The organism is Shimia sagamensis, assembly GCF_900182745.1.
Classification (GTDB): Bacteria; Pseudomonadota; Alphaproteobacteria; order Rhodobacterales; family Rhodobacteraceae; genus Shimia; species Shimia sagamensis.
Window position 1 is genome coordinate 682,621 of record NZ_FXTY01000001.1, and the last position, 16,617, is coordinate 699,237.

The 16,617-nt window shown below is 55.0% G+C and carries 11 protein-coding genes; 2 read left to right on the forward strand and 9 right to left on the reverse strand.

Translation table 11 applies throughout. The features are described 5' to 3' along the window. Positions 1 to 35 precede the first annotated feature (35 nt). The 7 genes from addA to regB form a co-directional block, all read right to left on the reverse strand. Positions 36 to 3,431, reverse strand: a complete 3,396-nt coding sequence (gene addA, locus QOL67_RS03155; RefSeq protein ID WP_283424486.1) for a double-strand break repair helicase AddA — start codon at positions 3,429 to 3,431, stop codon at positions 36 to 38. Then, positions 3,428 to 6,352, reverse strand: a complete 2,925-nt coding sequence (gene addB / locus QOL67_RS03160) for a double-strand break repair protein AddB (RefSeq protein WP_283424487.1) — start codon at positions 6,350 to 6,352, stop codon at positions 3,428 to 3,430. Before addB ends, addA begins: the two co-directional genes overlap by 4 nt. Next, on the reverse strand, positions 6,345 to 7,037 hold the full coding sequence (locus QOL67_RS03165) for a nucleotidyltransferase family protein (RefSeq protein ID WP_283424488.1): 693 nt from the start codon (positions 7,035 to 7,037) through the stop codon (positions 6,345 to 6,347). Before QOL67_RS03165 ends, addB begins: the two co-directional genes overlap by 8 nt. Beyond that, positions 7,013 to 8,035 carry an aminoglycoside phosphotransferase family protein gene (locus QOL67_RS03170; protein ID WP_283424489.1) on the reverse strand — a complete coding sequence of 341 codons (1,023 nt, stop codon included), beginning with the start codon at positions 8,033 to 8,035 and terminating at the stop codon, positions 7,013 to 7,015. Before QOL67_RS03170 ends, QOL67_RS03165 begins: the two co-directional genes overlap by 25 nt. Continuing rightward, complete coding sequence (gene tsaE, locus QOL67_RS03175) at positions 8,032 to 8,505, reverse strand: tRNA (adenosine(37)-N6)-threonylcarbamoyltransferase complex ATPase subunit type 1 TsaE (RefSeq protein ID WP_283424490.1); 474 nt, start codon at positions 8,503 to 8,505, stop codon at positions 8,032 to 8,034. Before tsaE ends, QOL67_RS03170 begins: the two co-directional genes overlap by 4 nt. Before the next feature lie 48 nt (positions 8,506 to 8,553). Beyond that, positions 8,554 to 9,945 carry a PAS-domain containing protein gene (locus tag QOL67_RS03180; protein WP_283424491.1) on the reverse strand — a complete coding sequence of 464 codons (1,392 nt, stop codon included), beginning with the start codon at positions 9,943 to 9,945 and terminating at the stop codon, positions 8,554 to 8,556. A gap of 214 nt (positions 9,946 to 10,159) precedes the next feature. Continuing rightward, positions 10,160 to 11,545 (reverse strand): sensor histidine kinase RegB, encoded by a 1,386-nt coding sequence (regB, locus tag QOL67_RS03185; protein ID WP_283424492.1) that lies wholly within the window; start codon positions 11,543 to 11,545, stop codon positions 10,160 to 10,162. An 84-nt stretch (positions 11,546 to 11,629) separates the two neighbouring features. Between regB and QOL67_RS03190 the strand changes: the two genes are divergently transcribed. After that, entirely contained in the window at positions 11,630 to 12,259 is a 630-nt protein-coding gene (locus QOL67_RS03190; protein ID WP_283424493.1) for an SCO family protein, read from the forward strand. A 74-nt stretch (positions 12,260 to 12,333) separates the two neighbouring features. Next, positions 12,334 to 12,888 carry an ActR/PrrA/RegA family redox response regulator transcription factor gene (locus tag QOL67_RS03195; protein WP_164643671.1) on the forward strand — a complete coding sequence of 185 codons (555 nt, stop codon included), beginning with the start codon at positions 12,334 to 12,336 and terminating at the stop codon, positions 12,886 to 12,888. Positions 12,889 to 13,068: 180 nt separating this feature from the next. Here QOL67_RS03195 and QOL67_RS03200 read toward each other — a convergent pair whose 3' ends face one another. Both QOL67_RS03200 and QOL67_RS03205 read right to left on the reverse strand, forming a co-directional pair. Further along, positions 13,069 to 15,147, reverse strand: coding sequence for a methyl-accepting chemotaxis protein (locus QOL67_RS03200; RefSeq protein WP_283424494.1), 2,079 nt, complete (start codon positions 15,145 to 15,147; stop codon positions 13,069 to 13,071). Between the two features lie 397 nt (positions 15,148 to 15,544). Next, complete coding sequence (locus tag QOL67_RS03205) at positions 15,545 to 16,591, reverse strand: Glu/Leu/Phe/Val family dehydrogenase (protein ID WP_283424495.1); 1,047 nt, start codon at positions 16,589 to 16,591, stop codon at positions 15,545 to 15,547. Positions 16,592 to 16,617 lie beyond the last annotated feature (26 nt).

Consider the following 16,617-nt stretch of genomic DNA (forward strand, 5'->3'; position numbering starts at 1 on the left):
AAAGAGGGTGCTGGTAAGTGTTGGTTCGAGGGAACCTAGGTTTGCGAAGCGGGGTCGTCAAGATATGGTGTGGCTGCAAGCGATTTTGTCACAAGATCGTGTGGCAGTTCCATCAACTCAGCTGTGGCCGTCCAAAGGATGGCGGTTCTGATGGGCGTGTCAAAAATCTGTTCCAAAGCATGGGTGTATGCCCCCATTTGCCGCAGAATGCCGTCTGGTGTTGCTGTTGCAGAGCTTGGAACCGTGGCATTTGTTTTGAAATCAATTGCCCAGACGCAATCGTCCTGAACGACCAAGCGGTCGATGATGCCATGAAGACGGCTCGCGCCAAGATCAGCGGTGACAGGAACTTCGGCAAGCGCTGTCGGATCAAATATCCACGTAAGTTCTGGTTTGGTTAGGGCGTGTGTGGCTTCGGCTAGAAGGTCTGAAAGTTGACCAACGGGCATATCGACAAGATCGTCCTGCAATAAGGATGTGGCAATGTCTTCCCATTTGGATTGTGGATAGGTTGGCAGGTGTTCGAGAAGCAGATGCAGCCATGTGCCGCGTTGCATGGCGGCGTCTTGGTCCAACCCCTGCGCACCGCCAAGAGCTTTGGCACCACCCAAATCCGACGGGCTTAGCGTGGTGGAGTGAGGAAGTGGTGCCGTGGTTGAGGTTTTGAGAAATTCTGGGACGTTTGTTTTGGGTGAACTTGCGGTTTTTGGTGAATTAGTGACGGTTCCAGCCCAATTGCCGTGGTCGATACGCAGACCTTCGCCACCTTCAAACTGACACGGCGCAGCGTCTGAAGCGATCATGGCTGCGCGGATGGTGTCATACCAGCTTTTGCCGTCTTTGCCCAAATCACCCGCTGCCGCAACGATCAGCCATTTCTCGGCGCGGGTCATGGCCACATAAAGCAGGCGCATCCGCTCCGCAGCTTGTGCTTCAGCCATGGCTTCCCGTGCGGAGGCCAGTGGCACGGGGGCAGTATCTGCGGGCATATTCCAAAGCGCGGTGCTTCCAACGGGAATAATAGGCGCATCCGTTTTGATCAGTCGCTTTCCGGTATCCGGCATGATGACGATGGGGGCTTCGAGACCTTTGGAGCCATGCACCGTCATCACACGGATACGGTTGGTCGCGTTGTCCATCTGGCGCTTGATTTCCAGATCGTCAGTTTGCATCCACTGTAAGAAGCCGGTGAGGCTAGGCACGGAGGATTTTTCGTAAGCCAAGGCCTGAGACAGCAGCGCGTTGATGCCGTCTTCCGCTTCCGCTCCTAGGCGGGCGAGAAAGGCATGGCGGCCGTTGTGACGGGTGAGTACCCTTTCAATGAGATCATAGGGGCGCAAGAAATCCGTATTGGCGCGCAGGTCATTCAGGATAGTCATGGTTTTGGGGTATTCCTCGCCACGTTCGCGTAGCGTGGCCCAAAGGTAGGTCTTTGGTGCACGTCTGTGCGCCAAATCGAACAACGCCTGTTCAGACCATCCAAACAGCGGTGATCGTAAGATCGTTGCCAGAGATAGGTCATCTTCAGGCGTGGCGAGGAAAGACAGCAGCGCCCCAAGGTCACGCACAGCCATTTCGCCACCCACCTTCAAGCGGTCTGCACCGGCGATAGGCAAGCCGTGTAATTTACAGGCGCGGATGATTTCATGAAACAGGTCCGAGCGGCGTTGAACAAGTATAAGAAAATCACCGGGCTCAATTTTGCGCTGCCTATAAGCACCATCCGGGCCGCGTTTGTCAGCAATGGTGTCCTGTTTGATCATGCGCGCAATTTGTGCAGCGATCCGGTCTGCCAGAATAACTGTCTGGTGGGTGTCTCCTAGCCGGTCCACAGGATCAAACCATTCGTCTTTTTCTGCTTTGGCAACGGGTTCCACAACAGGCCAGAGGTCGACGCGGCCTGGCATGTCGTCATTAAACGCGATGTGGCGATTGCCCGTTGGGAAACCCGCATCGGAGTGGTTTTCAAAGCACGTGTCGACAAGGTCGAGAACGGCAGGTGAAGAGCGGAAGGAATACTCCAAGCTCAGATCTTGCAGCTGGCGTTCGGTGGGCATTAATCGCGCGGCAAACTCATCGCGCATACGATCAAACTCTGCTGGATCGGCACCTTGGAAGCTGTAAATCGACTGCTTTTTATCGCCCACAACAAATATGGTGCGCGTGTCATCATCCCGTGCGCCAGAGCCAGAGGTGAATTCTTGGGCCAGTCGTTCAATCACCTGCCACTGTACCGGACTGGTGTCCTGTGCTTCGTCCACAAGGATATGGTCAATCCCGCCGTCCAGGCGATAGAGCACCCATTCTGCCACTGACGGTTCGTTAAGCAGGTTACGCGCGCGCAGGATCAGGTCGTCAAAATCGAGCCACCCGCGATGTTGTTTGGCGACGTCGTAGCGGGTGAGGAAATTTGAGGCAAAGGCATGTAGCGCGGAACTGCGGTCTTTTGCTTGCAACGCTAAGCGGCGGGCACGTGTGTCCTCAACTCGCAGCATAAAGGGCCTTAGACGCTCTATGAGATCTGCATGGGCAACGCGCAGTGCTTTGGTGGGGAAAGTGTCTAACTTGGCGCAAAACGGCTCTTTTGCACCCTTACCAGTGAGAAACACGGATTCCAGAACTGGCAATGCGGCACTGTCCATCGAAGAGATGCGGCCCAGTTTGGCCGCCGCACCAGCGTCGGTTTTTCCGCCGGTCAGCAGAACAGAAATCAACTGTTGGATGAGGTCCCATTCACCGCCGAGAAACACATCTGTTTGCACGGTGGAATGATCATACCCTTCCGGCAGGTCAAGCAGCGCGCATAACTCGATTTCGGACATTGGCTGGCGCAGTTTGTCGGCATTGCGGCAGATGTCCGCTGTCAGATCTTCCAGAGATGCCCCCGTGAAATGCACTGCCAAATCGTGGATCAATTGCGCGTCCGATCCTTCTGCCATCTGCTCGACAATTTCTTCACGCAAAAGGACTGCGGCGCGATCTTCCATCTCGCGGAACAGCGGCGAAACACCGGCTTCTAAGGGGAAGCGGCGCAGCATGGAGGCGCAAAACGAGTGGATGGTTTGGATTTTTAACCCACCAGGGGTTTCAATGGCGCGGGCAAAGAGCGTGCGAGCGTTCTTGAGGTCTTCAGAGGCGGATTTACCGACAACGCCGAGGTCATTGAGTTCGGTTTGCAATGCGTCGTCAGATTTCATGGCCCAGCTGCCCAAACGTTGGAACAGTCGGTTCTGCATCTCGCTGGCGGCGGCCTTGGTATAGGTCAGGCACAAGATGTGTTGTGGCAGAACGCCTTCAAGCAAAAGGCGCGCAACGCGATCGGTCAACACGCGGGTTTTGCCAGAGCCAGCGTTTGCAGACAGCCACGTGCTGGCATTCGGACGGGCGGCCGCAATTTGGCGGCGGGTGGCGTCATTTATCGGTTGGGTCATGACAGGGTCTCCGGCGCAGGTTCGTCTGTGGCATCCCATTCGCCAAATCGAGCCAGCTGATCAAAATCACCCTCGTCTCGCTCTGCGCGCATCGCTCGGCGGGAGGTGAAACCTTTTCCGTCAGCGACATAGTGTTGGATCAACGTGGTGAACTCTTCCCACACTGTCGTGGGAGGCGTTTCCAAGAGTGGCGCTGGTTGGTCCTTGGGTGATGTGCCAAGGCCAATGTAGATGGCATCTGCCACGTCGGAGGGGTCAATGTCTTTGAAACCGCCCTGTTCCGCCATCGCCGCTTCCAACAACAGCTGTTTGTCAAAATAGGTTTGTTCGTCTTTGGACGGCGGCGACCCGGTTTTGTAGTCGTACAGGATCAGAGCACCGGAGTCTGTTTGGTCAATTCGATCCGCTTTGGCAGTCAGTCGGAACCCAAGCTCCGGGATCAGGCCCTCGGCAGAGGTTTCAAATGCCAGGGGTTTGCCACGTTTGCGTCGGGCTTCCTCTCCATGAACGATGTGATCGGCCACGCGATCGAGACGCGCTTGCCACAAGGCACGGGCGGTTGCCCAAGGCACGTTTTTGGCAAGAACAGTCTCTGACACAGCGAGTATCTGCTCTCGGGTAACCGGAGTGTCCTCGGCCACAGAGGTTTTGATCAACTGCTCCAATACGTCGTGTATAACAATGCCGCGTAGTAAGGCGTCTGGTGTGCGCATCAAAGGATTGAGCGGACGTAGGCGCAGCACGTGTTTGGCGTAAATCGCATAAGGATCCCGGATCAGGCGTTTGATTTCAGTCACGGACAGTTGGCGTGGGCGCGCTTCTGGAGGGGGCGTTGGTGAGGGGCGCGTGGCAGCGGGCACCAATGGAACAGTTTCTATGGCACGCACGTAGGACAACCATGTGTCCCCGCGCGCCTTCATGTCCTGTAATGCTTCGGGGCCATGTTGGTCCGGCAAACCGCTGAGCAGATTGGTCAGGCGGTTGATCCAGCGCGATGGCACGGTTTCAGCTTCGTCGGACCGCACCGAACGGGTGATCCAAACCTCAGGTGCACCAATGGCCTGCTGAAAGTCATGTGCGGACAAGCCGATGCGACGTTCTGGCAACAAAAGACCAGCATCATGTCTGAGTTTGCGGTTGAGCCAAGGGTCTGGGCTCGGAGATTCCGGCCAGCTTGCTTCATTTAGTCCACCGAGGATCACAAGGTCTGCCCCTTGGACCCGAGCTTCCAGCGTTCCCCAAATTAGAAGGTTTGGATGACCTGTGTCGCGGTCACGGACTTCGGCGCGGGAAAGAATAGCTCCAAACAGATCAGCATAGTCTGAAGGCGAAATCGTGCCGACCACTTGCGCGTGATCTCTGACCTCTGCGACGAGTCGCGCCGCAGATCGCCCTGCAGCTTGATCCCAAAGTCCGCCGCTGCCTTCTCCCGATCCCTGTGCAATCCTTTCGGCAAGCGTAATGTGGGTCTCCAAGAGGGTGGTCACATCGTCGTTTGGTTGGATTGCGGCGCAGAAGTTGCTGGTAAGCCATGTCATCCACTCGGCCATTTTATCGTCACGAGCAGCGGCCCATGCACGCATGTCATCGGCGTTAGGGTACGTAACGCCCAGTCTTCGTATCCAGAGTTCCAAATCGCGCGTGTATTTGAGATGATCACCACGATTTTCGCCGCTGTGGGCGAGGGGGTGTTTCAGGAGCGTCAGGAGGGCTTCAGAGGTCAGTTTCTGGTGAAATAGAGCCACAACATGGCGCAAAAATCGGCCTGGCGGCGAAAGCTGAAGGGGTTGCCCAGCGCTGTCGTCCGGTACAATGTCCCACCGATCCAAGGCGGCGGTGACTTGCCTGGATAGCATCCGGTCAGGTGTGATAAGAGCACAGGTCAGGCCTTCGTCTGCGGCTTTCCGAAACCGGGCAGCGATGGCGAGCGCTTCTTCGCGCTGCGTTGTCGCTTCAACCAGCGTGACGTCCTGAGTTGCGTGCGACAAATCACCAAGTGTTGGGCCTTCACTCAACCACTGATCGGTCACCGGCGCAGGGCGAAGTGCGAGAGAGACAACTTTGTTACGTGCGGGAGATGGTGCTTTGCAGCCGTGCCAGAGCGTCACATCTTGCGGTGCCAAGCCAAGGCTTTGGACCAAGTTGCGGAAGCGGTATTGCGGGTGATCTTCACTTTGAAGCCCGTCAGACAGATGATCCCAAGTTTCGGGGGGCATATCAAAATCAAAACCAGGCAGAACCACTGCACCTTGTGGGAGTTGCGCAACGGCTTGCATCAGCAGCTGCATTGTACCACGTGATCCGGTGGACCCAGCCAAAATGATGGGCCTTTGCGGAGGGCTTTGATCCCATGAGGCTACAATAGCTTCTATGGCACGCCGTTGGCGGGCCTCTTGCCCAGGCGCGCTGTCCATGTCTTCGATGAAGTGGCGGGCAATTCTAAAAAACGACTGGGCGCGTGCCCAATGGCCGGATTGGTCGCTGACATCCAACGCTTCGATTGTGTCAACTGAGACCCCTTCGCCCGCCATTTCATCAAACAAAGCCGCAAGGCTGTCGGCGAGGTCGTAGACAGACGCGCGGGCCGCGAGATCAGGCTGCTGTTCCAGCAGTCGGGTGACCAGTTGGATCAGCTCAAAACGTTGCCGGATCGGCGGCGTTGCGGCTGGAAGATGGGCGGATGCGGTGTTCGCGAAGTCCCCCAGGAGTTGGATGCGTGGCAGAAGAGTGGCTGGCCCTGCGTCAAACAAGGCGTGTACCCGGCGGGCCATGCGGGCGGTGTTTACGATCACGGTGGCTTTGGCGATGGCGTCGGGGTGTTGATCAGCGAAGCGCGCACGCAGCCCTTCTACAAGGTAGCGGGGAAAGTCAGCACCGGGTGGAAGCGCAAAAACACGTGGGGCTGTGCTGGGTTCAAACATCTTTTGCCTCTAACAAGCCTTCCGCGAGTTGCAATCCTTCGGGGGATCCAACATCGCACCATTTTCCGGGATAGGTCAGGCCATAGAGGCGACCGGAGGCACACATCTTGTCCCAGAGCACATTGAGGGAAAACGATGTCTCTGCAATATCCGCCAACCCGCCGGTTTTCAGGATCTGAACACCGGAATACACGACGCCTGGGCCGCGCCTGATTTGACCTACTTCGTTCAGGACAAAATCCCCAGTGCCTTTGTGGCCAATGGCATTTTCTTTTGGCAGGCACAGTAGAAGCGCGTCCATATCGTCTGGTCGCCAAGCGTCACGGAGCATTTCAAATGGGTTTGGGCCATGCCACACCGCGTCCGTATTGCTGGTAAAAACCGGCCCGTCGCCGAGCAATGGCAATGCATTGCGCAGACCGCCACCGGTCTCCAGAATGTCAGGGAGTTCTATCGAGACCTGAACACCGGTGCCCTTTAGGTGTTCGGCCACTTTCTGATGATGGTAATGCGCGTTCACGATGGTGCGTTCGGCCGCAATAACGGTGGTCAATTCGAGGGTGCGGTCCAGTAGGGTTTTGCCTGCAACTTTTAAAAGGGGTTTTGGTGTGTCGCGGGTGAGTTCACCCATACGCGTGCCAAAACCGGCGGCGAAGAGCATTACGGCGTTGGGATTGTCGCGCATTTGGCTTTCAGTTTCTTGAGAATATCAGGAGTTGGAGCGGGCAGGGTGTTTGTCAAAATCTCAGCAGGTTCTTGCAGCGCAGGATGTTTCAGATTGCGCAACGCCAGATCATACACACGCGGGATTAGGTCCACATAGTCTGGCTTTCCATAGTGCATACATAAGCGGGCAAAAACGCCGATGATCCGCAAATTTCGCTGTGCGCCCAGTAAGGCGTATGCGACATCAAATTTCTCCGGATCAAGGCCGGAGGATTGCACAAAATGGGCTTTGGTGCGGTTTTCTATGTCCATCGGCACATCCCGTCGGGCGTCTTGCAAGAGAGACACCAGGTCATAGGCCCTGTGACCGAGGAGAGCGTCCTGAAAATCCAGTAAGCCTACACGCGCTTCGTCTTGTCGATTGGGTAACCAGAGGAGGTTTTCAGCATGGTAGTCGCGCAAAACCATGACGTCAGGGGTGTCAAAATGGGTCTCAAAAATTGGCAACATAGTTTGATGAAGCGTCGCCCAAGCGTGTTGCCAGGGCAGGTCTGCACCGGAGATATACCAAGAGAATACTGGTTCGATCATCTGAGCTAGAGTTGGTGCGTCCATACTCTGGAGGCCACTGGGAGGCGCGTACTGGTGTAGCGCGGTCAGCACATCTGAGGCCGCTAAGTAGAGTGGGCCTTCTTTGGTGATATCTTTTGGGATGATGCGTGCAAAAAGATCGTCACCGAGGTCCTCAATCAGCAGCAAGCCTTGGGTGTGATCCGACGAGAAAATTTCCGGTGCTGATAACCCTTTGCCCTTCAAAAATGCCGCGATCTTGGCAAATCTCTCCGTCGAATTTCCATTCTCCGTCGGGTCGTCCATCAGGACGGCGGTTTCGCTCTTTCCCAACTTGAGACGTTTGTAGCGGCGAGCAGATGCATCACCGGCCAGATTGCAAACTTCAGCCGTGGACCATTTTGTATTGGCCAAAAAGGATCTGATCGCGATGTCGCGAGGGCTCACTTTGCAATCCTTTCAAGCTTTTTCGACCAGTGAGGGGATGCCCAGGATATGGTTAGCTGGCGGTGTTCGGCTTGCTTGGAGACATCAAACCGCAGATAGAGCGCATTCTCTGGCGCCAGTTCCGCCAACCGATCGGGCCATTCAACAAGACAAATGGCTTCTTCAAAGGCATCTGTCAGCCCAAGTTCGACAACTTCATCCGGAGCAGAAAGACGGTAAAGGTCGGCGTGCCATATCTCTGATTCAGGCCCATCATACACTTGAACAAGCGTGAATGTTGGTGAAGGCACGTCTTCTTGTACGGGCAACAAAGCTTGGATCAAACTACGTGCAAAATGGGTTTTGCCAGCACCGATTGGCCCTTCAAGAAGCAAAACGTCACCGGCTGAAAGTGTGGCGCTGATCTGAATAGCCAAAGCCTGGGTTTCAGAGGGAGATTTCAGAGTTACTGTGCGTGAGAATGCCGTCATGGCGCCACAGTAAAAACGCTCTCCAAGACCTGCAAGCGTGTTTCAGGGTCAATGGCTCGCGGACAGCGGCAAAAACACAGGATTGATTTCCTTGAACGTCAGCAGCGTGACCCCACCGACCACAGGCGCCACTTCGATACTCAACACTTCACCGGTAACTTTGGTTACCGGGGCAGACCATGCGCTGCGATCAGATGTGGAAAGAATGCGATTTTTAAGATCTGACCAGGTTGGAGATGGTAAGCAGTCCGTTTTCCAATGTTGGAGCGCGTCACGGAACGTGTATTCGGCAAAAGAGCTGTCCGGGTCACTTTTCCACAAGTCGCGGTAACGTTGATTGCACAGCCGGAGCTGCCCTGTGGGGGAGAACAACACCAGGGCGTCGTCTACCGTGTCCAGAACGCTATGTACCTGTTCCAGCTCGCTTCTGAACCTTCGGGTCACAGTGATTTCGGCTGTAATGTCTTCAAAAAGGAACACAAGAGCGCCATCGGGATGGGGGCGGCCGGAGACCTTGTAGGTCACGCCCGACGGTAGGGTCCATGTTTCGCAAAACGCGCCGCTTTGGGCCTGTTGCAAAATCTGTGCCACTTGTGTGTGCCATTCTACACGGCCGTTTTGTGCAGGGACCACGTGGCGTTCGCGCAGTTGGTCAAAGAAGGCAAACAGATCACATCTGTTGGATAAAAAATCCGCAGACACGCCTGTAAGTTCTGTCAAAGCGGGGTTGAACAACACCAATTTTTGGTTGTGGTCAAAAATTACAAGACCTGCAGACAGCTCTGCAAAAGTTTTTGAGAAAGTTTGTACAAAGTTGCGCCGGGCGTCTTGGGCTGAAACTTCGGCATCCGCCTCGGTGGCATAATACATGACGTCTGGACCCGCATGCACAGCGGTAACGTTAAACCAGTGCGTGCGAGTACCTTCTGAATTGGATAACTGAAATCGTTGGGCAGGTTCTCCTGGTTCAACGGATCTGATGTCAAAAAGATTTTGCGCATCTGCTGCATATCCCAACGACGCACCAAGCGCTTTGAACGCGGAATTGCGCCACACAACAACCCCCTTAGCATTGGCTTTCCAAATTGGATTGGGGGCCTGAAACATGGCCTGCAAAATGGCAGTTCTGCGGGCCAAATCGGGCGCATCGTCTTGCTCCAAAGTAACGCGTGCCACATCGTTCCATTGATCCAGCGTGACAATTGACGCGTCGGTGGGATCCTTCGACTTCAAAACAGTGATGTCTCTGTCGTGTGACGCGCCTTGGGCATATGGGAAATCGGGAAAGCTCGCGGACAGCTTTTTACGAAGGGCTTCCCAGTCAAACCGGTCGGTTGGTGTTTCCGAGCAAAGTTGGAGTGCAGCTGGGTTTGCATCCACCAAGCTGCCTGCACGAAATAAAAACCGCGCAACTTGAGGCGAAGATTCGGGAGGCTCCATGGGAGAACCTGAGCCCTGTGCCTCAAATTTCTGAGAGTCTCGGGTTGCGGCCACCGTTGCGAGGCTCGCAAGTACAAGAAGTGCAAAAAACAAAACGCTAAACACAAACATAACAAACCTCAAAGTTATTTGGAAACAACGAGGAGTACGTAATAAACTCACGTGAATAGATTACTGAAAATTGTAACTTTTACAAGTTTGCACGTGCTCTGGCTTAAGATTGATGTAAGGGATTGTCGCCTTTTCCTACGGCCGAGAGGTTCATTGCGGCATCAACTTTTGCTCTCGGCCAAATAACTTCTACAACCGCTCCTCGGCGCTCTGAGCTTTCGCCATCTTCATGCAACTTCCTTGATCCATTGGCAAAACTGATTTCAGCACCAGATCTTTCAAGAAGCGTTTTGGCGATAAAGAGACCGAGTCCCATACCTTCATATCCGGGGCGCCTTTTGACTTCTTTTTCTGATTTGCGATAGCGCACAAAAGGGTCACCAATACGTCCAATAAGGTGGGATGGATACCCTGGTCCGTCGTCCATGATGCGTACAGAAACCGACTCACCTGTGCATTCAGTTTCAACCCAAACGGATGTTTCAGAAAAATCGACTGCGTTTTGAATCAAATTGCGCAAGCCGTGAATAATCTCTGGGCGACGCAGGATTTCCGGGCCGTCTAAAAGATCAAAGTGATCAAAAATAATTTCTTTGCCACGGGTCATGTGCGGTTCAGCGGCTTCTTCGATCACGGTGGAAAGCGGGGCTTTGCGCAGGTGCAAGTCATCTTTCCCTGCCCGTCCCATGGAGCGCAGAATATCGCGACATCGGTCTGCTTGTTGGCGGATGAGGGCGGCGTCTTCATATAAATCGTCTTGTCCTTCGAGCTCTTCCATCAATTCCGCGCTGGTGAGCTTAATGGTGGCCAGGGGGGTGCCCAGTTCATGAGCCGCAGCGGCAACAACACCTCCAAGATCAGTGAGCTTTTGTTCCCGTGACAGGGCCATTTGGGTGGCGGCTAGCGCTTCGCCCATGGAGGACATTTCTGACACGACACGACGGGAGTAGAGGGAGGAAAAGAACAGCGCTATGACGATGGCGGCCCAGTTTCCAAACAGGAAAACATCTGGCACCCGCAGAATAAAAAAGTTGTCTGTGCGAAGTGGCATGTGAAATTCAAGTAAGATCGATACCAAAGCGACGGTCAGGCACGCCAAAAACACAGCTGATCGTACAGACAGAACGGAGGCCGCGATGGAGACCGGGGCGACAACCAAGAAGGAAAACGGGTTGTGTAATCCGCCGGTTAGGAACAGCAGGAAGCAGAGTTGCAATACGTCAAAGAGCAACATGGCCATATTTTCTTTTTCAGTGAGCAGCTTGTTCTCAGGAAAGACTAAGGTGGCAACCAAATTGCCAATGATTGCAACGCCAACGGCCATGTAACAAAGGCCATAATAGAGCTCCAAGTGAAAGCCGAACTGGGCCACCAAAAGGGCTATAATCTGTCCAAAAATCGCGATCCAGCGCAGCAGGATGAATGTGCGCAAGCGAATCCAGTTGCTGCGACGATTTGCATTGAGCAGCTCCCCTGACAAATCCGTCATTACTGGGCCTTTCCGCTTGTGTCTTTGTCCAACCTTGATAGGTCTCAACGCCATATCCCGCAACTAGACTTGATGAGGTTTGACATGGTTCGGATTGTGGCGGCAATTGCCGCGTTTGTGGCGATCTTTGCACTGGCCGGAATGTGGTACGTAAGCCGCGGCAATGGCGATGGCGATCAGTTTGCACAATGTCGCCAGGGTCAGGTTGCTGGCGGAACTAGCGCCATTGGTGGGCCGTTTGAACTTGTGAATGGCGCCGGTGAAACCGTGACGGACAAAGATGTTTTGACCAAGCCGTCGCTGGTGTACTTTGGCTATACATTCTGCCCGGACGTTTGCCCGTTGGACAACACTCGCAACGCGGAAGCTGTTGATATCCTTGAAACAGATGGCAAGATCGTGACACCGGTGTTTATCACAATTGATCCGGAACGTGACACGCCAGAAGTGATGGGCGACTACGCAGGGTATCTGCATGAGCGCATGATTGGTCTAAGCGGCTCTCCTGAGCAGGTCAAAGCAGCCAGCCAAGCCTACCGAACCTACTACAAGAAGCAGCCGGCGGAAGATGGGGATGAGGAATTTTACCTCGTGGATCACTCCACTTTCACCTACCTGACTCTGCCGGAGCATGGGTTTGTCGAGTATTTCCGCCGGGACGTGACGCCAGAGAAGATGGCAGAAACCGTGGCCTGCTTTGTCGACAACATGTAGTGGCAGCTCGTCTGTTTGACCCACTCGGCAAGGGGCGCTAATACTTGTCCAAACACGCAGTGGGGAACAGGCACATGACGGAAAACGCGCTGTCGGAGATCGGGCCGGACAAATCACTATTGTTGGTAGATGACGACGAACCGTTTCTGCGGCGTCTCGCTAAGGCCATGGAAAAACGCGGTTTTGAGGTGGAGACGGCTGGGTCCGTTGCGGCCGGGCAAGCAATTGCCACGGCCCGTCCGCCAGCCTATGCCGTGGTGGATTTGCGCCTTGGAGATGGCAATGGCTTAGATGTTGTTGAGGTCATTCGGGAGAAACGGGCGGACAGCCGGGTTGTTGTCCTGACCGGCTACGGCGCCATTGCCACTGCGGTGGCAGCGGTGAAGATTGGGGCGACGGATTATCTTAGCAAGCCAGCGGATGCGACAGATGTGATGAACGCGCTTTTGAGTGGTCCGGACGAGCTGCCGCCACCACCAGAAAACCCGATGAGTGCGGACCGCGTTCGGTGGGAACATATTCAGCGGGTGTATGAACTTTGTGATCGGAATGTGAGTGAAACCGCACGCCGGTTGAACATGCACCGCCGGACGTTGCAGCGGATTTTGGCGAAGCGTTCGCCGCGTTAAGATCTGGCCAAAACGGCTCCAAAACAACGTCGGTATAGTGTCGGTTTTACGACTGTTTTGCAGCAGTGGGCCAAGAGTTAACGAATTTTTGCCGCAGTACCTGGGCGCAACGGAAAATGAAATATCAAAGGCGCGGTTTCCATAAGGAGGCCGCGCCTTTTCTCTTTTATTGTCTGCCGATCAGGATGCCTGACGAAATTCTTCTGCGTTGGCATCGGAGGTCGTGGCGTCAACCCGGAATTGGCTCATCAGTTCAGCCAATTTGTTGGCGTCTGCATGCAGAAGGTGACCAGCTGCCGTGGATTCTTCGACCATGGCGGCGTTCTTTTGGGTCACCTCGTCCAGCTGATGCACATTGCCATTGATTTCGTGCAGGCCGGTGGCCTGTTCAACAGTGCCGCTGGCGATGCCGCTGATCAGCTTGGAGATGTCATTAACACGGTCCACAATGTTGGTAATTGACGTGCCTGTGTCTCCCACAAGGGCCACGCCGTCTTGAACCTGACGGGTGCTTTCACTGATGAGAGATTTGATTTCTGTGGCGGCATCTGCGGATTTCTGAGCCAAGGCGCGGACCTCAGATGCGACAACCGCAAATCCACGTCCATGGTCCCCGGCACGGGCGGCTTCCACACCTGCGTTCAGGGCAAGAAGGTTGGTTTGAAAGGCGATGTCATCAATCACCCCAATGATCTGCGCAATCTGGGTTGAGGACTCCTCAATTGTGGTCATCGCAGTGACTGCCTTTTGGACAACTTCGCCGCTTGACTGCGCCTGTTCTCGGGCCTCTGACATGGCGTTTTCGACACTGCGGGCACTGTTGGCTGATGCTTGAACCGAGGTGGTGAGTTCCTCAAGGGCGGCGGCTGTTTCTTCCAGAGTGGCGGCCTGGCTTTCGGTGCGGCGGGACAGATGATCCGCGGATTGGCTTATCTCGGCGGCGCCAACATTGATGCTATCAGCGGTGGTTGTGACAAGTTGGATGGTGGTTTGGAGATGCTCCAGAGATTCATTGAAGCTGTTGCGCAGGCTTTCGTACTCTTCGGCAAAGAGCTGTTCGATTGTACAGTCGAGTTCTCCGCGTGCCAAATGAGCAAGGCCATCCTCGAGGCTGCTCACAAACGCGCCTCGATCAGCGATGCGGGTTTCTTCGATTTGCCGTAATTGATCCTCTGCCTGCGCCAAGGCAAGTCGCGTCTTTTCCATGCTGCGGCTGAGGCCACCCACTTCGGCGCGGCTTTCGAGGTTGGCAGGAACAAAGTCGAATTCCTTGTGTGCAAGCTTGTCTAGGTCTTCCTGAAGAGCCGAAAACTGAGAGGTGAAAGTTGCGATGAGGCGCCAACCAATGCCTGCACTGCACAACAGGCAAGCGGCAGAAACAGCCAAAGTCAGTATGAGGGAGTTACGCGCATTGCGGGCCTCAGCAATAGCAATGTCGATCATCTTGTCGGAGACGGTGTTTTCCACGCCACGCAAAGACGACACCCACCGGGTTGACCGATCAAACCAATCTTTGGACGTGTAGTTTGGCGCCAGATGGCCAGGGCCCGTGTTTAAGACCTCCTCCCGAATGCCCGGCAGACCTGTTGGCGCTAGACCAGCTCGAATATCCAGATTTGTGAAATGGCTTGCGAGCGACAGGTCGGCGATGTCCAGAAGTTGACGCTCGACGGCGCCGGTACGGGTGAACCAACGGAAGGCGGCAAGGTTAAAAGTTTGCTGTCCAAAGGCGCCGGACCCAGCTGCGCGTTGTTGGCCAGCCGCTTCTTTGGCGTAAGACAGGTTCACCAAGCCGGAGCTGATTTGGCTGAGTTCCGCGTTGTTCTGATGCAGAAGCAAATCACTCACATCAGAAAGCACTTTGGCAATCATGCCGGAATAGCCCGCGCCCATTTCTCCGGGTTGGATTTTGCGGTCTGTGACATCGGCGCGCAGCGTTTCAAGTGGGGTCAGATGTTTCAGAATATGAACAGCGCTTGGTGGTACCTTCTGAGCTGCTGTGTCAGCGAGGGCGCGGGTGGCCCTCAGATCAGACATTGTGCCTTGATCCGCTGCGGTGATGTGGACCGCAGACAGACCACGTTCGACCTGAAGATGGTGTACAACTTCGAGAAGCGCCACGGAGTCTTCCGTGATGACCTGTGTGGCCTCTGCGTTGGTCAAGCGGGTCCAGTCATTGCGTGCCTTGAGACTGCCGATGGCAGCCAAAGCAACCAAAGGAATAATGATCAGTGCCAGAATTTGCGATTTGAGCGTCATAGCGATGCCTTTAGGGTTTTCTTGCTTTTGTGTTGTTGTTTTGCAGGTGGCATGGCCGGTCTGAATGGGCAGTTAACGCGAATTGGAAATACGCCTCAGAAATTGCGCTGCAGTCCACATGAGAATTGAACACGTCTTATGGTTGCCGAAGTCATCACAAAAAAATTGTTCAAATATGGGAGTTTGCAGGTGATTTTTCTTGGGAGCGTGCAGCGCCTTCAAAAGGAGAGCAGCGGTTTGGTACAAAGTGTCGCAGAATACAAAAACACATAAATACGAGACGGTATTAAAGGTGTATATCAGATGCAATAAAAAAGCCCGGCGCAAATGGCCGGGCAAATTGGAGTATATGGGCGGATTTGCCGCTATGCGACGTTCCGCTTCTTGTTTTGGGGTGTCATGCTGCTTTGTCGGCCAGCATTTCGTCCACAATCGCAACAGCGACGTCCGACGGGCTACAATCCATGGTTTTGGCGCGCGCGAAAATGCGGTCCAGCGTGCTCTCGACCGCGGACAGTTTCTCATCGACATAAGCGGCGCGGTTGCCGGTGGCGAGTACCTCGGTGGCGACGTTGATGATGCCACCGGCGTTGGCGACAAAATCAGGCGCGTAAAGGATGCCACGGGTGTGCAGGCGGGCACCGTCTTCAGCTGTGGCCAGTTGGTTGTTGGCGCCACCACAGACCGCCGCGACGTTTAGTTTTGCGATGCTGTCGACATTTAGGATCGCGCCAATGGCGCAGGGGGCAAGGATATCAGCGTTGACGGTCAGGATGTCGTCAGGACCGGCTGTCTGAGCGTCGTATTTGGCGGCCAGTGCCGCCACGCGCTTGGCATCGATGTCCGCGACGATCAGCTTGGCGCCGGCTGTGTGCAGGAACTCACAAAGATAGGTGCCGACATGACCGAGGCCTTGCACCGCGACTGTGCGGCCAGTGAGATCTTCGCTGCCAAAGCGGTGTTTGGCGGTGACCCTGATGGAATTGAAGATCCCTCGGGCGGTGATCGGGGAGGGGTCGCCGGAGGCATGTGGGCCGTCTGGCAGACCGGCGACATATTTGGTTTCGGTGGCCAGCAGCGCCATATCAGCCGGGCTCATGCCCATGTCTTCCGCAGTCCAGTAATCGCCTTCGAGCGTGTTGATGGCGCGCGCGAATGTCAGCAGGTGTGCGGAGGTCTTTTGCGCGGCGTCGCCCATGATCACCGCTTTGCCGCCGCCCAGAGGCAGGCCTGCGGCGGCGTTTTTGTAAGTCATGCCTTCGGCCAAGCGCAGCGCATCGGTCAGTGCGGCGTCTTCGCTGTTATAGGGACGCATGCGTAGGCCACCTGCAGCTGGACCCAATTTGGTTGAATGCACCGCAATAAAACCGGTGAGGCCAATACTGGCATCATGCACACGCAATACGGTTTCGTGGGTTGGGGTGGCCAAACGGGTGATCTGCATCGAGCGTTTCCTTTGTTGTTGCTGCT